General features: G+C 74.3%; 15 protein-coding genes and 1 pseudogene. 8 read left to right on the forward strand and 8 right to left on the reverse strand.

The window, feature by feature from the left end; all coding sequences use genetic code 11:
- Nucleotides 1-5 precede the first annotated feature (5 nt).
- Nucleotides 6-1094, reverse strand: a complete 1089-nt coding sequence (locus ACQPZO_RS17995; RefSeq protein ID WP_396673007.1) for a zinc-binding dehydrogenase — start codon at nucleotides 1092-1094, stop codon at nucleotides 6-8.
- The gene (locus ACQPZO_RS18000) at nucleotides 1087-2115 is read right to left on the reverse strand and encodes a Gfo/Idh/MocA family protein (RefSeq protein WP_433342455.1); all 1029 of its coding nucleotides are present in this window, start codon (nucleotides 2113-2115) and stop codon (nucleotides 1087-1089) included. The genes ACQPZO_RS17995 and ACQPZO_RS18000 overlap by 8 nt, the downstream gene beginning before the upstream one ends.
- 231 nt (nucleotides 2116-2346) lie before the next feature.
- On the opposite strand from ACQPZO_RS18000, the gene ACQPZO_RS18005 reads away from it, so the two are divergent.
- The 5 genes from ACQPZO_RS18005 (at nucleotide 2347) to ctaD (ending at nucleotide 8131) form a co-directional block, all read left to right on the forward strand.
- Complete coding sequence (locus ACQPZO_RS18005) at nucleotides 2347-3327, forward strand: glucosyl-3-phosphoglycerate synthase (protein WP_433351058.1); 981 nt, start codon at nucleotides 2347-2349, stop codon at nucleotides 3325-3327.
- A gap of 123 nt (nucleotides 3328-3450) precedes the next feature.
- Nucleotides 3451-4608, forward strand: coding sequence for a glycosyltransferase (locus ACQPZO_RS18010; protein ID WP_433342457.1), 1158 nt, complete (start codon nucleotides 3451-3453; stop codon nucleotides 4606-4608).
- A 146-nt stretch (nucleotides 4609-4754) separates the two neighbouring features.
- On the forward strand, nucleotides 4755-5207 hold the full coding sequence (locus tag ACQPZO_RS18015) for a DUF4383 domain-containing protein (RefSeq protein ID WP_433351060.1): 453 nt from the start codon (nucleotides 4755-4757) through the stop codon (nucleotides 5205-5207).
- Nucleotides 5208-5286: 79 nt separating this feature from the next.
- The gene (locus ACQPZO_RS18020; RefSeq protein ID WP_433342459.1) at nucleotides 5287-6018 is read left to right on the forward strand and encodes an ATP-binding protein; all 732 of its coding nucleotides are present in this window, start codon (nucleotides 5287-5289) and stop codon (nucleotides 6016-6018) included.
- 109 nt (nucleotides 6019-6127) lie between these two features.
- A complete protein-coding gene (ctaD, locus tag ACQPZO_RS18025; RefSeq protein WP_433342461.1) occupies nucleotides 6128-8131 on the forward strand; it encodes an aa3-type cytochrome oxidase subunit I in 2004 nt (667 codons plus the stop codon).
- An 86-nt stretch (nucleotides 8132-8217) separates the two neighbouring features.
- Here the strand turns inward: ctaD and ACQPZO_RS18030 are convergent.
- Together ACQPZO_RS18030 and ACQPZO_RS18035 are read right to left on the reverse strand one after the other, a co-directional pair.
- A pseudogene (locus tag ACQPZO_RS18030) lies at nucleotides 8218-9093 on the reverse strand (SigB/SigF/SigG family RNA polymerase sigma factor); the annotation flags it as partial.
- 298 nt (nucleotides 9094-9391) lie between these two features.
- Complete coding sequence (locus ACQPZO_RS18035; RefSeq protein ID WP_433342463.1) at nucleotides 9392-10795, reverse strand: hypothetical protein; 1404 nt, start codon at nucleotides 10793-10795, stop codon at nucleotides 9392-9394.
- Between the two features lie 235 nt (nucleotides 10796-11030).
- Between ACQPZO_RS18035 and ACQPZO_RS18040 the strand changes: the two genes are divergently transcribed.
- Entirely contained in the window at nucleotides 11031-11255 is a 225-nt protein-coding gene (locus ACQPZO_RS18040; protein ID WP_350883003.1) for a CDGSH iron-sulfur domain-containing protein, read from the forward strand.
- A 66-nt stretch (nucleotides 11256-11321) separates the two neighbouring features.
- Here the strand turns inward: ACQPZO_RS18040 and ACQPZO_RS18045 are convergent, their stop codons facing one another.
- From ACQPZO_RS18045 to ACQPZO_RS18055, 3 genes are read right to left on the reverse strand one after another with little or no spacing between them, the layout of a single operon-like run.
- Nucleotides 11322-12386, reverse strand: coding sequence for an iron-containing redox enzyme family protein (locus ACQPZO_RS18045; protein WP_433342465.1), 1065 nt, complete (start codon nucleotides 12384-12386; stop codon nucleotides 11322-11324).
- 51 nt (nucleotides 12387-12437) lie between these two features.
- Nucleotides 12438-14210: a thiamine pyrophosphate-binding protein gene (locus ACQPZO_RS18050; RefSeq protein ID WP_433342467.1), complete on the reverse strand. Its 1773-nt coding sequence runs from the start codon at nucleotides 14208-14210 to the stop codon at nucleotides 12438-12440.
- Complete coding sequence (locus ACQPZO_RS18055; RefSeq protein ID WP_433342469.1) at nucleotides 14203-15327, reverse strand: Vms1/Ankzf1 family peptidyl-tRNA hydrolase; 1125 nt, start codon at nucleotides 15325-15327, stop codon at nucleotides 14203-14205. The genes ACQPZO_RS18050 and ACQPZO_RS18055 overlap by 8 nt, the downstream gene beginning before the upstream one ends.
- A gap of 160 nt (nucleotides 15328-15487) precedes the next feature.
- Here ACQPZO_RS18055 and ACQPZO_RS18060 point away from each other — a divergent pair, with 160 nt between their 5' ends.
- The gene (locus ACQPZO_RS18060) at nucleotides 15488-16030 is read left to right on the forward strand and encodes a hypothetical protein (protein ID WP_433351061.1); all 543 of its coding nucleotides are present in this window, start codon (nucleotides 15488-15490) and stop codon (nucleotides 16028-16030) included.
- Nucleotides 16031-16102: 72 nt separating this feature from the next.
- Here ACQPZO_RS18060 and ACQPZO_RS18065 read toward each other — a convergent pair whose 3' ends face one another.
- Complete coding sequence (locus tag ACQPZO_RS18065; RefSeq protein WP_433342471.1) at nucleotides 16103-16969, reverse strand: alpha/beta fold hydrolase; 867 nt, start codon at nucleotides 16967-16969, stop codon at nucleotides 16103-16105.
- A 306-nt stretch (nucleotides 16970-17275) separates the two neighbouring features.
- Between ACQPZO_RS18065 and ACQPZO_RS18070 the strand changes: the two genes are divergently transcribed.
- Nucleotides 17276-18136 (forward strand): alpha/beta fold hydrolase, encoded by an 861-nt coding sequence (locus tag ACQPZO_RS18070; protein ID WP_433342472.1) that lies wholly within the window; start codon nucleotides 17276-17278, stop codon nucleotides 18134-18136.
- Nucleotides 18137-18179 lie beyond the last annotated feature (43 nt).

The raw sequence follows: 18179 nt of genomic DNA on the forward strand, positions 1-18179 counted from the left end.
CACGATCAGCCGGCCAGCACCACCTGAAGCTCCTGGCGGCGGCGCTCGGCCAGGTCGGTGAGCAGCGAAGGTGCCTGCTCGAACGGCACCACCGCCGACACCAGGTGCTTGCGGATCGCGTCGCCGTACGCCCGCAGCAGCTCGATCGTCTCGGCCGAGAGCCGTTCCCGGTCCCAGGTCGGGGCGAGCCCGCGCGGCACCCGCCCGATCTGGGCGCAGCGCAGCGACAGCCCGTTGTGGTGGAACTCCTCGCCGAACCGGACGGCGTCGGCACCGGCCTGGTAGAAGGCCAGGTCGATCACGGTGCCCTGGGGGCGCAGCAGGCGCAACGCGAGCTGCAACGCCCACGCCTGGCCCCGGCACTGGAAGACCACGTCGGCGCCCCGGTCGCCGGCGGCGTGGTTCCACCGGGTCTTGAGCACCACCGCCGGGTCGTCGGCGTCCGGATCGAGGGTCTCCAGGCCGAGCGCCTCGGCGACCGCCCGGCGCTGCGGGGTCGGGTCGAGCACGACCACCGACGCCGCGCCGTGCCGCTTGGCGAACAGGGCGGTGAGCAGGGCCACCACCCCGCTGCCGACCACCGCGACCCGGCGCCCGCGCACCCCGTCGCCGAGCGACCGGACATCGGTGCCACAGAGGTCGGCGGCGGCGTGCAGCACCCCGTTGGCGCAGATCGGGCCCATGTGCGCGACGTACACGCCGAGCAGCGGGTCGAGGTCGTCGGGCAGCGGGACGAACCGCTCGGCGACCGGGTCGGCGACGTACCCGGTGCGGTGTCCGTAGGTCATCGCACCGACGGTGCCCACGGCGACCGCCGGGGTTCGGCTCTCCACCACCCGCCCCACCTGCATGTAGCCCAGCCGGTCGACCGGGTACGGGGTGCTGGCCTCCCCGGGCTGGAACAGCCCGAGGCCGGCGTTCCAGGTGACGTTGAGGTACGGGTTGGTGCCCTTGACGAAGCTCAGCTCGGTGCCGGCGGACACCCCGCTGTACAGCGTCTCCACCCGGAACGTGCCGTCGCGCAGCTCACCGGCGTCCTGCTCGACCAGCTCGACCTTTCCGGGGCCGCTGACCACCACCACCCGGTCACGCATCGACGCCCACCCCCACCGGGGCCGCCGCGGTGGCCGTCCGGGGCGTCGCGGCCGGGCCGGTGGGCAGCGCCACCGGCCGGCCGGTGGCCGCCGACTCGGCGACCGCGAGGGCCAGTCGCTGGGTGCCGAGCGCCTCGGCGTACGGGACCCGGATGTCGTCGCCGACGCCGCGCACCGCGTCGACGAAGGCCCGGTCGACGGCGGTCCGCGCGCCCTCGGGGTCGGCGGGCAGGTGCCGCTCGCCGTCGGCGTCGCGGATCGTCAGGCCGTCCTCGGCCAGCGACAGGGCCAGCCCGTCGGCGAGGATCTCCAGCCCGGCGCGGTGCTTCCAGCCGAGCACGCAGGCGGCGGCGAGGGTGCCCACCGCCCCGTCGGCGAAGCGCAGGGCGGCCGTGGTCACCGAGTCGATGTCGGCCCCGTCGACCGGCGGCGGGGTGCCGTCGCCGTACGCGGTGACCTCGGCGACCTCGCCGACCAGCGCGCGCATCAGGTCCAGCACGTGCGCGGCCTGCTCGACGACCGGGCCGCCGGAGCGGTCCCGGTGGGCCCACCAGGCCACCGGCGGCACCTTGTCCAGCCAGGCCCCGCTGACCATCCGCACCGGCCGGCCGGCGAGCAACTCGCGGGCCTCGTCCACCACGTGCAGGTACCGCCAGTGGTGGCCGACCCCGGTGAGCAGCCCGCGCCGGGCCACCATGTCGGCAATCCGCTCGGCGGTGTCCAGGTCCACCGAGACGGGCTTCTCCACGAACATCGGCACCCCGGCGGCGACGATCGCCTCCTCCACCGGGCCGTGCGCGAACGGCGGCACGCAGACGTACACCGCGTCCGGGCCGGCCGCGAGCAGCTCGTCCACGTCGGCGAACGTCGCGGCGCCGTGCGCGTCTGCCAACTCGGCCGCCGCGCTGCGCGTCACGTCGGTCACGCCGAGAATCTCCACGTCCTCGAAGCCACCCAACACCCGGGCGTGGCGCTGCGCCACCCCGCCGGCCCCGACCAGTCCCACCCGGCACACCCGCATCGACAAACCCTCTCACCACGGTTTCACGTATCCGCGTAGAGCACTCCCCCCGTGGCGGCGCAACCAAACGTTCATTCCTGTGAAACGGCCCGGTGCGCGGCCCGTGATCAAGCTGTTAGGGATGATTCGGTTAGTGCGTGGATGGTTTTGGGAAAACACCACATTGCGTTTTCCGCAGCGATCTTGGGGGGTGTGTCTGTGCGGGCTACTGAATCGAGCGTCTCACCGGTGGTGGAGGCGTGGGCGACATACCGGACCACCTCGGCGGCCGAGTGGACGCCGCGGCGCCTGATGCGCGCCAAGGGCGACAGCCGGGTCAGCGTGGTGCTGCCGGCGCACAACGAGGAGACGACGGTCGGCGCGATCGTGTCGACCATCCGGGAGCACCTGATGGACCGGGTGGCCCTGGTCGACGAGCTGATCGTGGTCGACTCCCGGTCGACCGACCGGACCGCGCAGGTGGCCCGGGCGGCCGGCGCGGAGGTGGTCGGCCAGGACGAGATGACCCGGGGCCTGCCCCGGCTGACCGGCAAGGGCGACGCGCTCTGGGCGGGCCTGGCCGCCGCCGAGGGGGACGTGGTCGCGTTCGTCGACGCCGACCTGCGCGAGTTTCGCCCGCACTTCGTCACGGGCCTGCTCGGCCCGCTGCTGACCGACCCGTCGGTGGATTTCGTCAAGGGCTTCTACCACCGGCCGCTGGTCGGCGCGACCAGCGTGGAGGCCGACGGTGGGGGCCGGGTCACCGAGCTGATGGCCCGACCGCTGCTCAACCTGTTCTGGCCGGAGCTGGCCGGCTTCGTCCAGCCCCTCGCCGGCGAGTACGCCGGCCGGCGCGACGTGCTGGAGCGGGTGCCGTTCGTCTCCGGGTACGGGGTCGAGACGGCGATGCTGATCGACCTGCTGGACCTCGTCGGGTTGGACGCGCTGGCCCAGGTTGACCTGGGCGAGCGCAAGCACCGCCACCAGGACACGGCGGCACTGGGCCGGATGTCGGCACAGATCATGCTGACCGCGTGGTCCCGGTTGCAGCGACGCGGCTGGGCGAGCCCGGACACCGCGCCGGTGGCCCTGCTCACCCAGTTCCGCCGGGGCGGTTCCGAGGCGCTGCCCAACCTGGAGCGGGAGATCGTGGTCAGCGACGTCTCGGTCGAGGAGCGGCCCCCGTTGGCGGAGTTGCGCCACCGGCTGCCGCGTCGACGGGTGGCGGCGTGACGGTGCGCCCTCGGGCTGGCCGTGCCGCTCGGGGCGGCATGGCGTGACCACGCCCGCTGCGGGGCACGTAGATGGCACACAGCGGTCGGCCGACGGGGGCCCCGCCGAGGGAAGGAACGCAGCATGAGCCTGACCGTCCTGATGAACGCCGGGCCGTGGCTGTCCGTGCCGCCGCCCGGCTACGGGGGCATCGAGAACATCATCGCCACCCTGGTGCCGGAGCTGCGCAGGCTCGGCGTGCGGGTGGTCCTCGCCTCCGTCGACAGCAGCACCCTGCCGGTGGACGAGAAGATCTCCGTCTTCCCCGACGGCCAGTTCGAGGCCCTCCAGCGGCCGTACAACCAGGTGTGCGGCATCGCCCAGGCGCACCTGGGCGGGGTGGTGCGGGCTCTGCACACCCGCGACGACATCGACCTGGTCCACGACCACGTGGAGGCGGTCGGCCTGGCGACCCTCGCCGCCATGGGCCCGGACGCCCCGCCGGCCCTGCACACCCTGCACTGGGACCTGGCCAAGCATCCGGCCCTCTACGGCAACCTCGACGGCGGCGACCGGATCCGGGTCAACGGGGTGTCCGCCTCACAGCTCGCCCGCGCCCCCCGGGCGCTGCGCGACCACTCGGTCGGCCATGTGCACCTGTCCACCCCGCTCGCGGTCGACGCGGACCGGCGCCCCCGGCCGGACAAGGGCGACTACCTGATCATCCTGGGCCGGATCAACCCCGGCAAGGGCCAGGACGTCGGCGCCCGACTCGCCCAGCGCGTCGGCGTGCCGCTGGTGCTCGCCGGCCCGGTCGGGCCGTACCACCGGCCGGAGGACCTGGCCGCGGCCGGTGACGAGGCCCGGCAGAACCCGGACGTGCGGTTCTTCTACGACGAGGTGGCCCCGCACGTCGACGGCGACCTGGTCCGTTGGGTCGGCACCGTCGCCGGGCAGGAGCGCGACGACCTGCTGGCCGGCGCCCGCGCCTCGCTGTTCCCGCTGCGCTGGGAGGAGCCCGGCGGCACGGCGGTGGTCGAGTCGCTGGCCCTGGGCACCCCGGTGGTGGCGACCACCCGCGGCTGCCTGCCGGAGCTGATCGAGCACGGCCGCACCGGCCTGCTCACCACCGACGAGGAGGAACTGGCCGACCTGGTCCTGGCCGCGGGCGCGCTGGACGCCGACGAGTGCCGGCGGGAGGCCGCAACGCGGTTCACCCCGACGGTCATGGCGCAGCGCTACGTCGGGCTGTACGAGCAGGTCCGCCGGGGCGCTACCGCGCGCCGGCTGCAACCCGCCTGACCTCGGTGGCAGGGCCCCTGCCGGGTACGCGGACGGCAGGGGCCCTGCGCATCTCCCGGCCCGACGGCCGGTTTGCGGACGACGGCAGCGGGAAGGCGCGCCGCGAGACTTCCCTACCCGGTGAGGAGATCGCGGTGACCGGTCCGATGGCCCACTCGAGGGCCCGACGAAACCCTGCTGACGGCCGCGCCCTCGTGCGTCGTGTCGCGGCCGCCGTCGGCGTGGTGTTCCTGGTGATCGGGGTGCTCGGATTCATCCCCGGGGTCACCACGTACTACAGCGACCTGCGTTTCGCGGGGCACGACTCGGAGGCGAAACTGTTCGGGCTGTTCCAGGTGTCGGTCCTGCACAACATCGTGCACCTGCTGTTCGGGGTCGCGGGCCTGGCACTGGCACGCACGGTCTCCGGGGCGCGCACGTTCCTCATCGGCGGCGGGGCCATCTACCTCGTGCTGTGGCTGTACGGCCTGGTGGTCGACCACTCCAGCGGCGCCAACTTCATCCCCCTCAACGGTGCCGACAACTGGCTGCACCTGTTCCTCGGCGTCGGGATGATCGCGCTGGGCGTGCTCACCACCCGCCGCCCGAGTCGCCACTGACGGGGGCCCGGCCCCGTTTCGCCCCGTCCCGTGCCGGGTATCTGCGGATCAACCCCAGACACGGAAGCGAGGGCCGCGCATGTCGAGCCGGATCACCTGCGAGGTCCGCGACGAGTCGCCGGTGACCGTCGTACGGCTCAGCGGCGCGCTCGACCTGGGCACCATGCGCCCGGTGCACCACGTCCTGGAACGGTGCCTCGCCGACCAGCCCGACGCGCTGGTCGTCGACCTCGGCTCCGTCGACGTACGCGACCGGTTGGCGCTGTCGGTGTTCGCCGCCGCCGCCCGGCGGGCCGCCGACTGGCCGGCCGTGCCGTTCGTGCTCTGTGCCGCGCCGCCCGACGCGGCGAGTTGGCTGGCGGAGTCGACCGTGGGCCGGGTGGTGCCGGTGCGGCGGGACTGCGCCGAGGCCACCCGGACGGCGGGGGCCGCCGCCGCGCCCCGACTGCGCGCCCGGCTCGAGCCGGTCGCGGGGGCCTGCCGGCGGGCCCGGGAGCTGGTCGCCGACGCCTGCGGGCGGTGGAACCTGCCGGAGCTGGTCGGCCCCGCCTCGGTGGTGCTCAGCGAACTGGTCGGCAACGTCGTGCGGCACGCCGGCACCCCGATGCAGGTGACGCTCACGCTGCGCCGGTCGTACCTGCAGGTCGCCGTGGCCGACGGCAGCAGCGGGGCGATCCGCCCGAGCATGGGCACCGACCTGCGCGCCGAGGGCGGCCGAGGGCTGCTGCTGGTGCGCGAGCTGGCCCAGCGGTGGGGCAGCTCGCCGGTCGGGGACGGCAAGGTCGTCTGGGCGATGCTGCCCGCCACCTGAGCCCCCTCACCCCGAATTGACCGAAATTACCGCTCTCACCTGGTTACATGATGGGTGGGCCGGGTAGGCACGCCCGTCCTTTTCTGTCGTGACGACGGGGTGAGGAACCATGCCCAAGCGGGTAACCACGGAACCCGGACGAGACCGAGGCCCCGCGATCCTCGCGCCGGCCCGCTTCGGTGGCTATCCCGGCCCGCTGCGGCCGGCGCTGCCCGGGGCCAAGCTGATCAAGCTGCTCGGCACGACGGACGCCAAGCAGATCGGCCTGTTGTACCTGGTCACCTCGTTCGTCTTCTTCCTCATCGGCGGGGTGCTGGCGCTGCTGATCCGGGCCGAACTGGCCCGGCCCGAGATGCAGTTCCTCTCCCCCGAGCAGTACAACCAGGCGTTCACCATGCACGGCACGATCATGCTGCTGCTGTTCGCGACGCCCCTGGTGTTCGCGTTCGGCAACTACATCGTCCCGTTGCAGATCGGCGCCCCGGACGTGGCCTTCCCCCGGCTCAACGCCTTCGCCTACTGGCTGTACCTGTTCGGCGGGACCATGGTGGTCGCCGGGTTCTTCACCCCGAACGGGGCTGCCGACTTCGGCTGGACCGCCTACACCCCGCTGAGCCAGCAGCAGCACTCCCCCGGCATCGGCGGGAACCTGTGGGTCGTCGGCCTGGTCATCTCCGGCCTCGGCACCATCCTCGGCGCGGTCAACCTGATCACCACCACGCTGACGCTGCGCGCCCCCGGCATGACCATGTTCCGGATGCCGATCTTCACCTGGAACCTGCTGCTCACCAGCGTGCTGGTGATCCTGGTCTTCCCGCTGCTGGCCGCCACGCTGCTGGCGCTCGCCGCCGACCGGCTGCTCGACGCGCACGTGTTCGACCCGGCCACCGCCGGGCCGATGCTGTGGCAGCACCTCTTCTGGTTCTTCGGCCATCCCGAGGTGTACATCATCGCGCTGCCGTTCTTCGGCATCATCACCGAGATCATCCCGGTGTTCGCCCGCAAGCCGATCTTCGGCTACACGGGACTGGTGCTGGCCACCATCGCGATCACGGTGCTGTCGATGACGGTCTGGGCGCACCACATGTTCGCCACCGGTCAGGTGCTGCTGCCGTTCTTCAGCATCCTGAGCTATCTGATCGCGGTGCCCACCGGGGTGAAGTTCTTCAACTGGATCGGCACCCTGTGGAAGGGCCAGCTCACCTTCGAGACGCCGATGTTGTTCGCCATCGGCTTCCTGGTCACCTTCCTGCTCGGCGGGCTCACCGGGGTGCTGCTGGCCAGCCCGCCCGCCGACTTCCAGGTCACCGACACGTACTTCGTGGTGGCGCACTTCCACTACGTGATGTTCGGGACCATCGTCTTCGCCGCGTTCGGCGGGGTGTACTTCTGGTTCCCGAAGATGACCGGCCGGCTGCTCGACGAGCGGCTCGGCAAGATCCACTTCTGGACCATGTTCATCGGCTTCCACGCCACCTTCCTGGTGCAGCACTGGCTGGGCGGCGAGGGCATGCCCCGCCGGTACGCCGACTACCTGCCCGGCGACGGCTTCACCATCCTGAACATGATCTCCACGGTGGGGGCGTTCGTCCTCGGCGCGTCCACGCTGTTCTTCATGTACAACGTGTGGAAGTCCTGGCGGTTCGGGGCGTTGGTGACGGTGGACGACCCCTGGGGCTTCGGCAACTCCCTCGAATGGGCGACCACCTGCCCACCCCCGCTGCGCAACTTCGACCGGATGCCGCGGATCCGCTCCGAGCGCCCCGCGTTCGACCTCAAGTACGGCCATCTCGTCGCCGACCTCGGCCGGGACCTGCCGCAACGCGCCACGAAGCCGCCGCAGAGCTTCGCCGAGGAGCTGCACCCCGCGCGGCACGTGCCGGAGTCCCCGTCGGGTGAGGGCGCGCACGGCGCCCGGAAGGCCGCCGAGTTCAGGCCGGCGCCGCAGTCGGGGGCGCGGCCGGTGGACGTGCCGGAGCCGGAGGAGATCCGCCGGCCCAGCTTCGAGCAGACCGACGCGCCGGAGACCGAGCCGCCGGACGCGGAGCGGGCCCCGCAGGAGAACGAGCGGTGGCGCCACCCGCACACCCGGGACGACACCCCGGAGCGCTGAGCCTGAGGCGACGCGCGGCGGGGGCGGGCCGGTCACCCGGTCCGCCCCCGCCCTGCGGCTCAGTCGCGGGGCGGCTGCGGGGCGGCCACCCGGTCGCCGTTGTGCCGCACCGGGATCCGCGCCTTGCCCGCCTCGGACTCCGCCGCGCCGTTCTGCCACGGCGACGCGGCGTCGGCGAGCATCGCCTGCCGCAGCCAGGTCAGCGCCCGCGACAGCAGGCGGGACACGTGCATCTGGGAGATGCCGAACCGGGCGGCGATCTCGGCCTGGGTCTGGTTGCCGTAGAAGCGCATCGCCAGGATGCGCCGCTCCCGCCAGGGCAGCCGGTGCAGCAGCCCGCTGACGGTGACCCGGTCGTCGACCGACTCCAGCGCGTTGTCGCTCTCGCCGACCAGGTCGCCGAACTCGGCCGAGCTCTCCCCGCCGACGGGCGCGTTGAGCGAGGCCGGGCTGTACCCGGCGGCGGACTCCAGGGCCGCGAGGATCTCCTGCTGCGGGGTCTCCAGCCGCTCGGCCAGCTCCGCCACCGACGGGGCCCGGGACAACTCGCTGGTCAGCGCCGCGGTGGCCTGGCCGACCTCCAGGATCAGGTCGCGCAGCCGGCGGGGCACGTGCACGCCCCAGGTCCGGTCCCGGAAGTGCCGCTTGATCTCGCCGACGATGGTGATCGCCGCGTACGCGGTGAACGAGCCGCGCTCCGGGTCGTACCGATCGACGGCGTTGACCAGTCCGAGCCGGGCCACCTGCTCCAGATCCTCCAACGGCTCACCCCGCCCCCGGTACCGGCGGGCGAGCCGGCCGGCGAACGGCAGCGCGAAGCGGACCAGATCGTCGCGCGCCTCCTGCCGCCGCTCGGGGGGCAGGCCCTCGATCCGCGCCGCGTACGCCAGTGCCGCCGCGTCGAGGTCCTCCAGACCCCGTTCGGTGGGTGGTGGTGTGGTCGTGGTGGTCTGTCCGAACATCCGCGCCTCCCTCAGGAAGGTCCCCGCCTGATCGGGAAAGCCGGTCGCGTACGTGGTCTGGCCACGCACCGAGCCGGAAGTGGGTCACCTGACGTGAATCGTCGAGGAGCGTCCACCCCAGGCTGCGCGGCGTGTCCGGGCCGTCGCAGCCAGCGGTGTTCCCGCTCCGTAGGTACTCAATCACGGCGGCCCGGGGTCGCGAGGATGTTTCGGCCGGCTGGTGCTGCCGGCCTCGGCGTGGCTGCGCGGCGGGCGGTTCGGCACCGGCCGGTTGGCGCTCCACGCGCGGCGGATCGGGTCAGCAGACCACCAGTCCCTGGTGGCCGGTCCCGTCGCTCAGCGCCTCGACGGCGGTCGCGATGGGCAGCGGCGGCGGCACCGGCAGGTCGTACGGCTGGGCCCGCAGCACCTCGGTGGCCCGGCGGGTGGGTACCGCCGTGACCGGGTAGCCCCGGGCCGCGGTGCGGTCCAGGGCCCGACGGCGGCGGCCGAAGGCGGCCACGGCCAGCCACTGCGGCAGCCCGGCCAGGGCCGGCGAGCGCATCCCCGGCGACTCCGGCAGCACGTCCACCGAGCTGAACGGCTCGCTGCCGGCCAACCACCACTCCACCGCGTCGACGGCGCGCCGGGTGGCGTTCTCGCACCAGTACGGCACCAGCCCGGCCCGCAGCACCTGCCACGGGTCGAGCAGACGCCCGCACTCGACGACCAGCCGGTCGCCGGTCTTGCCGGCCCGCCGCAGCCACGCCCGGTACAGGTCGGCGACTGCGGCGCTGAGCGCCTCCGCCCGGGGGAACAGCACCCGGTGCAGCCGGTGCCCGCGCCGCCCGGCCCACGCCCGCACGGCGAGCTCGAACCCGGGCTCCACGCCGTGCTCGGCGTAGCCCTGCGGGGAGTGGAACTCCGGCGGCTCCCAGTGGGAACCCTCGCCGCCGACGGAGCGGAGCACCTGGCGCAGCGCGTGCGAGTCCGGGTGGAAGTCCACCGGTTCCAGCCCGCTGGCCGGGGAACCGGCCTGGAAGCTGTGCCCCAGCCCGAGGTCGTGCACCGGCCAGGTCCGGGCGTCGCGCAGCAGCAGCAGCGGGGCTCCGGGCTCGACCCGGTCGGCCAGGAACCGGGCGTACGCCGCCGGCAGGCGCTGCCAGCGCACGGCGAGCGAGACGGTCGCCCCGGCGAGGGCGCCCCGGCTGGCCGGGCAGTGCACCTGCCGCACGTGCACGTCGGGGTTGCCGGCGACCAGCCGGGCGGCGAGCGCCGCGCCGTGGTCGAGGGCGGCTCCGGGGCGGTCCACCGCCCCCCGGGTCCAGTGCACCGTCGTCTCGAACGCGGCCGGCAGCCAGGGCACGCCCAGGGCCACCGCCAGGTGAGCCGCCGCGCCGTGCGGGGAGCCCAGCACCACGCCCGGGTAGCGGCGGCGCGGGTACTGGTCGACGATCCACCGCGCCACCCGTGCGGCGTCGACCTCGGCGGCCTGGTCGGGGGTGAGCGCGACCCGGCCGGCGGCCCGGGCGGCGGCGGCCCGGCGCACCGGCTCGGGCGCGCCGGTGAACCGGGACAGCGCGCCCGGCTGGCCCATGTCGGCGCAGTCCTGCCCGCGCAGGGCCCGGGCCGCGGCGGCGACCAGGACGCGTCCGGTGCTGCCGACCGCCACCACCCGGTCCCCGGCCAGTCCGGCCCCGTCCGCCGTGAGTCCCCCGCGCACCGGATGCGCAGGTCCCAGCCCGCTTCGCTCGTTTGCCACGCGGCCCGGCTTCCCGTCCCGATGGGGTCTAAACGGGGCCTCCGCCACCCGCCGGGGGCATTCTTCGATGGACGGACGCTTGCACCCTGCGGTCCCCGGCGTGCCGGCTGGGCGTGGCGTCCGACGCCGCGCCGGATGGGCCGAGCAGGCCGGGGCCGGGCGGGTTTCGACGCGCCCCCGACGGGCACGGTGCGACATGGCTACCGACGACGACGCCCCGGCGGCGACCATCACCCCGTACCAGGACGGCCCGTTGCTGGTCCGCGGCGACTTCGCCCTGGTCACCCCCGAGGGCCGGACCATCGATGCGCGCCGGGGCACGGTGGCGCTGTGCCGGTGCGGCAGGTCGGCGCTCAAGCCGTTCTGCGACGGCACACACAAGGCGGTACGGTTCCGCGCCGGCACCGACCGGGAGGGCTGACCGCCCGGCACGAGGCTGCTCCGCCGCCGGGGCGAGGCTGCTCCGGCCGCGCCGAGGCGCGAGCGGTCAGGCGACGGCGGTGACCGGCGCCGGGCGGGTTACCGGCCGCAGCGAGCTCTCCCCCCGGGCCCAGGCGTCCAGCACGTGCCCCGCGAAGAGGCCGTCGACCGCCAGCGCCGCCGCCGCGCCGAAGATCAGGTCGGGTACGAGCGCCGGTTCGGTGCGAGCCAGCCCGCCGCACAGGTCGTGCGCGGCGACCTGCTCGTGCACGGCGTCGGCCTCGACGTGCTCGTCGTAGAACCGGGTGGCAGCCTCGTCCAGGCCGAGCCGGCGCAGGCCGTTGCCGTAGCGGCGGTTCGGCAGCGAGGAGGTCATCTCGAACGCCGCCAGGTGGCCCAGCAGCGCGCCGCGCAGCCGGCGGTGCAACCCGAACAGGGAGATCAGGTTGTTCGCGGCCAGGGTGACCGCCGGGACCCGGTCCAGGTGGGCGGCGTAGCCGGTGTCCAGGCCGAGCCGGTCCATGGTGCGCCGGAACAGCTCGGCGTGCATCCGGTCCAGCCGGCCGTTGCCGTACTCGTCCATCTGGATCTCGACGAGCGCGGCCTTGGCCGGCCCACCGAGGCGGGGCAGTCCCCAGCTGTGCGGGTCCGCCTCCCGCAGGTGGTAGATCGAGCGGTGCACGACGAACTCGCGGAACTGCTCCAGGTTCGCCCGGTGCTGCACCGTCACGGCCAGCGCCGGGCCGTCGTCGGCGGCCACGAGCTCGGCCAGCTCCTGCGGCACGCCGGCGGGCGGCACCGCCCGCGACGGGCCGGCCAGCCGACGCAGCGCCGCCTCGAAGACCCGCTCGGCCCGGGCCCGCAGGGCCAGCAGGCCCGGCTGCCACTCCCAGTGCTCGGCCACCCCCGCCCAGCCCCGGTAGTGCAGCTCGTAGCAGAGGAAGAGGGTCAGCTGGAGGTCCTCGTCGACGAGCGGGCCATGCCCACCGTCGTCCGGGGCGAACCGCGCGCCGAGCCCCACCGGCGGGTCGTGCGGCGGCTGGCGCAGCGCCGCCACCAGCGCTGCGGAGACCGGGCCCCGGGCCCGGGGCAGGGGCGCGGGACCGTAGCGGCGGTCGGCGGGCTCGGGCATGGCTCTCCTCGCGGGTGACGGCGTACCCGCGGGTGCCCCGGCCCGGCGGGACTAAACGAGGTCGTCGGCCTCGACGACGACCCGGGTGTCGAGCATCCGCTCCCGGACCAGCCGGGCCGCGTCGCCGTCGGCGAACAGGCCCCGCAGGTCGGCCAGGGCCGGCTCCGGCGGGCGCAGCGACACGGTGGGGTCGACCACGGCCTCCAGCACGCTGGGCCGGTCCGCGGCGAGGGCCTCGTCCCACGCCGCGCCGACCAGTTCCGGGCGGTCCACCCGGACGCCGTGCAGGCCGAGCAGCCGGGCCCACCCGGCGTACGGCACGTCGGGCCGGCGGGCGGACGCGCCGGCGGGTGACCGGTCGCCGCCCGTGCCCGAGTGGTCGCGGTTGTTGAGCACCAGCACCACCAGCCGGGGATCGGGCCACTCCCGCCAGTGTCGGGCGACGGTGATCAGCTCGGCCAGGCCGTTGAGCTGCATCGCGTCGTCCCCGGCCAGCGCGATCACCGGCCGGTCCGGGCGGGCCAGCTTCGCCGCCACCGCGTACGGCAGGGCGCAGCCCGTCGAGCCGAGGGTTCCGCAGAGCTGGGCGGTCACCCCGGGCCGCAGCTCCAGGTGCCGGGCGTACCAGTAGATGACCGAACCGACGTCGACGGCGATCGCGGCCGGGCGGGGCAGCCGGGCGGAGAGCTGGTGCAGCACCAGCTGCGGGTTGACCGGCTCGCCGGGCTCACCGGCCCGGGCCGCCGCCTCCTCCCGCCACCGGTCCACCGAGCTCTCCACCGTCCGGCGCCAGTCCCGCCGGGCCCGGTCGGGCACCCGGTCGAGCACCCGGTCGAGCAGCGCGCGCAGCGTCTCACCGGCGTCGCCGACCAGCGGCACGTCCACCGGGTAGCGGGTGCCGATCCGGCGACCGTCGATGTCGATCTGGATCGTGCGGGCCTGCCCGGGCATCGGGTAGTAGTCGGTCCACGGGTCGGTGGTGCCGACCATCAGCAGGGTGTCGCAGCCGCCCATGAGCTGGGCGGCGGCGGTGCTGCCGACCTCGCCGAGCACCCCGGTGTGGAAGGGCAGCCGCTCGTCCAGCACCGGTTTGCCGAGCAGGCTGGTGGCCACCCCGGCGCCGAGCCGGTCGGCCAGCGTCACGATCTCGTCGGCCGCGCCGTGCGCGCCCTGACCGACCAGGATCGCCAGCCGGCCGCCGGCGCCGAGCAGGGACGCGGCGGCGGCCAGGTCGGCGTCGTGCGGGAGCACCCGGGCCAGCGGCTCCCCCGGGGTCGCCGACGTCACCCCGGCAGCCTGCGGCAGCAGGTCGGGCACCACGGCCGTCTGCACCTCCCGGGGCAACACCACGCAGGTGGGACTGCGGGTCGCGGCGGCGGTGCGGAACGCCTGGTCCAGCACGCAGGGGACCTGCTCGGGCGCGCGTCCGTACCGGACGAACTGGTTGCAGACGTCGCCGAAGAGCCGGCTCAGCCCGATCTCCTCGTGGGCGCCGCCGAGCGGGCCGGTGATGTCCTCCCCGACGATCGCCACCATCGGCTTGCTGTCCAGCTTGGCGTCGTACAGGCCGTTGAGCAGGTGGACGGCACTGGGCCCCTGGGTGGCCAGGCAGACGCCGATCTCGCCGGTGAACTTGGCGTGCCCGCTGGCCATGAAGGCGGCGGTCTCCTCGTGCCGGGCGGGGACGAACTCCGGGTCCCCGCCCGAGCGGTCCAGGGCCGCGACGACCGGGGCGATGGCCTCGCCCGGGCAGCCGAAGACGCGTGGCACCCGCCAGGCCCGCAGCCGCTCCACCACCAGGTCGGCCCCCGTACGCTCAGCCATTTCCTCGCCCGGGGGTGGCGGGGTCGACGTAGCGCAGCACCGCGCCCACCCCGTCGGTCAGCTCGGGCGCCTCGTCGGGTGCCAGCACGGTCAGCTCCGCGGCGGTGCCGACCAGCGCCCGGACCAGGGCCGCGTCGGCGCGCACCCGCTGCGGGTCGGGCACCGACAGGGCGCTGAGCTGCCCCGGGTCGGTGGAGATGTCGGTCGGCCCCGGGCCGATCCACAGCTCCTCCGTGGAGGACGGGTCGTCCACGATCAGCATGGTGTCGACCTGGTTGCGTTGCAGCGCCGACACGACCGCGTCGAGGCCCGCCCCGACATCCTCCTGCATGCCGAAGCGGTCCAGTGTGGCGGTGATCCGCTGGTCGGCCACCTCGGCGATGGTCTGCACGGTGAGGTCGTCCATCAGCGTCGGGTCCGCCCCGGCGTGCCGCGACCCGGCGTCGGTGCGCACCATCACGTCCTGCCAGCGCTCGGGAAGCTGGGCAGCGATCATGCCGGTGGCCCGCACGTCACCGGCGACCACCAGCACGTCAGCGCCGACCTTCTCGGCCAGCTCCACGGTGGCCGCCGCCGCGTCGCCGGCGTTGTGGTGCCACGCCTCCATGGCGGCCCGTTGGTAGCGGGACTGCGACCAGCCGCCCGGATTGACCCGGCGCAGCTGGAATTCCTCCCGGCCGGTGACGTGGGCGCGACGGGGCACCCCGCCCGCGCTGACCGCCACGGCATCGGCACCGGTCCGGTCGGCCAACACCCGTACCCAGGCGATCTGTTCGCCGCGCTGGGCGAGCAGCGGCATGGTGTGCGGCAGCTCCGAGACCGCCGCCAGGTCCCGCAGCGGCGGCGCGGACAGGTACTCGCTGAGCACGGCCCGGCCCCGGGTCGCGAACACGGCGATGCCGTAGTCCCCGGGCATCGGGGTGTGGCCACGGACCACCCGCTCGACGGCGTCCACGGTAGGCGCGTCGGCGCCCTGCTCAAGCAGTTCGCCCTTGAGGGCCCGCCAGCGCAGGTCGAGCGCCGGACGGGCGTCCTCGGTGTCCCGGGAGGCGTCCAGATATACCGAACACCACGGCCCGGGACGATCGTAGAGCGGGCGCAGGAAGGACAGCTGCATGCTCGACCCCTTTCCAGCTCGGCCCCCCGCTTACCCGCGCCGGTGGCCTTGTCACCTGACCGCGCCACGAACGTGACTCGCGTTCATTCACGTCGTTCACCCGAGCGTGCGGATACGATCGGTGCAGGGAACCGGACTCTCGGTGGTGAACGACTCTTCGGTGGTGCACATGGACAGCGACCTGGAATACCGGCGGATCGCTCGCCCCACGCAGCGGATCGTCACCGGCCGGGTCGTCCGGCTGCTCGACGGCTATCCCCGCGAGCTGAGGATCGGCCAGCCGGTGCTGGTCGCCGTGGTCACAGCGGCCAGCGTGATGGGCCTGCTGCTGCTGGCGTTGCGTTCCCTGCTGCCCAACGGCGGCGGGGCCCGGCGCAGCTGGAAGGAACTGCGCAAGGGCCCGGAGTTCCTGGTCACCCCGCTGCGGCTGCGCGACTCCGCCGACCAGCTCTGCGAGGTGGAGCTGCACGGGCACCTGCCGCAGAGCGCCCTGCACCCGGCCGACTGGGTGCAGATCACCCTCCGGCCGCAGGACCCGGACCTGCCGCCCCGGGTGGAGCGGATCGTCAACCTCACCACCGGGCAACTGCTGCGCCCGCGCACCGCCACCCTGTGGAGCCATCTCGGCCCGCCGCTGCTGATCCAGGCCGTGCTGGGGGCGGTGCTGATCGCCGCGATCGCCGTCGCCGTCGTGCTCACCTGACGGGCCCCTGCCCGACTGGCGGGCCCTGCTCACCTGAGGGACCCCCGGGCGGAATTCCGCGCGGCGCGGGCGCTACCGGCCGGCGCGGCGCGCCGTTTGGCTACGGGCGAGGAATCGCTCCACCATGGCCGCGAATGCCGACGGGTCGTCCACCCAGGGAAAGTGCCCCGCCCGGGGCTGCACCACCAGCTCGGCGTCGCCGAACAGCGCGGCCAGCTCACGTACCGCCGTGCAGGTCGGCCAGATGTCGTACTCACCGACCACCAGCAGCACCGGCGTCGGTAGCGCCGCGAGCCGCCCCGGCAGCGCCGGATCGGGGTCGAAGCCGGCGTAGAAACCGTCCGTCGCGGGCTGGGCGAACTGGTCCGGCTCGGCGGACGCCTGCGCCCGCGCCGCGGCGTTCCACTCGCCGTACAGCAGCGGCGCGGACAGCCAGCGGTACCGCGCCAACTCCTGCGGCGTGCCGGCCTCGGCATGCAGCGCGGCGACGGCCTCCGCGTGCCAGGGTTCGTGCGCCCGCAGGGCGAGCACCTCCGCAACGCCGAGGTCCGACTGCAGGTCGACCACCCGCAGCGACGGGTCGACCAGGACGAGGCTGTCAAGCCGGCGTGGGTACGCGGCAGCGTAGAGCAGGCAGACCCCGCCACTGGCCGAGTGCCCGAACAGGTCCATCCGGTCCAGCCCGAGGTGACGGCGCAGCGCCTCGACATCCTCGACGATCCGGTCGACGCGATAGGTCGCCGGATCGGCCGGCACGCCGGACCCGCCCGTGCCCCGGTTGTCGAGCAGGACCAGGGTCCGGTGCGCGCTGAGCCCACCCAGCTCACCCAGATACTCGACGGCCTGCCCGGGGCCACCGGGGATGCAGACCAGGGGCGGACCTGAACCAACGAGCCGGTAGCCGAGGTCGGTGCCGTCCCAGGAGCGAAAGCGCTGCACGACGCCGGATTCTGCCACGCACCGGGCAAGCCCGGCCCCGCCGCCTCGCGCGCCCGCTCGCGCTTCGTGTTTGAACGTTGGTTGGGTGACCCCTTGTTTCTTCGGGTCCGCGGTCACCTCAGGATCCGCTCGGGTAGCGGCGGAGGACCCACCCGCGAGACGCTTTGCAGCTGATGTCCTAAACGGATCAGTGGCCGGCTGACGCCACCGTTCACGGGATCAGTAGCCCTGGGTCCAGCGGGACGTGGGGCGAGGGTGGGGAGGAGCTGCGGTTTCCGGCGGGCCGGGGGCGGGCACCGGGGTGCCATGTTTGAGGGATTCGCGCTGGATGAGATCGACGTCGGAGAAGTGCGGCTGCGGGTGCGTCACGGCGGGTCGGGACCGCCGGTGGTGCTGCTGCACGGCCACCCGCGCACCCACGCCACGTGGCACCGGGTCGCGCCGCTGCTGGCCCGGGAGCACACCGTGATCTGCCCGGACCTGCGGGGCTACGGAGGCTCGTCGAAGCCGCCGAGCGACCCCGGGCACACCACGTACGCCAAGCGGGCGATGGCCCGCGACGTGGTCGGCCTGCTCGACGCGCTCGGCCACGACCGCGCGGCGGTGGTCGGACACGACCGGGGCTGCTACGTGGCGATGCGTACGGCGCTGGACCACCCCGACCGGGTGAGCCGGCTGGGGGTGCTCGACGGGGTGCCGATCGGCGAGGCGCTGGCCCGCGCCGACGCCCGGTTCGCGGCCCGCTGGTGGCACTGGTTCTTCCTCGGCCAGTCGGACAAGCCGGCGGAGCGGGTGATCAACGCCGACCCGGACGCCTGGTACGGCGGCTCGCCGGCCGTCATGGGCGCGGAGGCGTACGCCGACTACCGCCGGGCGATCCACGACCCGGCGACGGTGCACGCGATGTGCGAGGACTACCGGGCCGGGCTCGGCCCGGACCGGGCGGCCGACGACGCCGACCGGGCCGCCGGGCGGCGGATCGCCTGCCCGGTGCTGTTCTGCTGGTCGGAGCGGGACGACATGGTCGACCTGTACGGCGACCCGGCGGCGATCTGGCGGGACTGGGCCGACGACGTACGGGGCGCCTCGATCGACTCGGGCCACCACATGGCCGAGGAGGCCCCGGAGCAGCTCGCCGCCACGTTGGCCACCTTCCTCGCCGGCTGACAGGCGCCCCCGGGTGGCCGTGAGCCGTGGGGGCAACGCCCCG

It is taken from the genome of Micromonospora sp. CA-111912 (assembly GCF_050948415.1).
Taxonomy (GTDB): Bacteria; Actinomycetota; Actinomycetes; order Mycobacteriales; family Micromonosporaceae; genus Micromonospora.

Coding starts and splice junctions, on each gene's coding strand:
- ACQPZO_RS18045 (WP_433342465.1), bottom strand. CDS start 12,386: ATGCCCGAGCCCGCCGACCGCCGCTACGGTCCCGCGCCCCTGCCCCGG.
- ACQPZO_RS18055 (WP_433342469.1), bottom strand. CDS start 15,327: ATGCAGCTGTCCTTCCTGCGCCCGCTCTACGATCGTCCCGGGCCGTGG.
- ACQPZO_RS18000 (WP_433342455.1), bottom strand. CDS start 2,115: ATGCGGGTGTGCCGGGTGGGACTGGTCGGGGCCGGCGGGGTGGCGCAG.
- ctaD (WP_433342461.1), top strand. CDS start 6,128: ATGCCCAAGCGGGTAACCACGGAACCCGGACGAGACCGAGGCCCCGCG.
- ACQPZO_RS18010 (WP_433342457.1), top strand. CDS start 3,451: ATGAGCCTGACCGTCCTGATGAACGCCGGGCCGTGGCTGTCCGTGCCG.
- ACQPZO_RS18070 (WP_433342472.1), top strand. CDS start 17,276: ATGTTTGAGGGATTCGCGCTGGATGAGATCGACGTCGGAGAAGTGCGG.
- ACQPZO_RS18020 (WP_433342459.1), top strand. CDS start 5,287: ATGTCGAGCCGGATCACCTGCGAGGTCCGCGACGAGTCGCCGGTGACC.
- ACQPZO_RS18040 (WP_350883003.1), top strand. CDS start 11,031: ATGGCTACCGACGACGACGCCCCGGCGGCGACCATCACCCCGTACCAG.
- ACQPZO_RS18050 (WP_433342467.1), bottom strand. CDS start 14,210: ATGGCTGAGCGTACGGGGGCCGACCTGGTGGTGGAGCGGCTGCGGGCC.
- ACQPZO_RS18015 (WP_433351060.1), top strand. CDS start 4,755: ATGGCCCACTCGAGGGCCCGACGAAACCCTGCTGACGGCCGCGCCCTC.
- ACQPZO_RS17995 (WP_396673007.1), bottom strand. CDS start 1,094: ATGCGTGACCGGGTGGTGGTGGTCAGCGGCCCCGGAAAGGTCGAGCTG.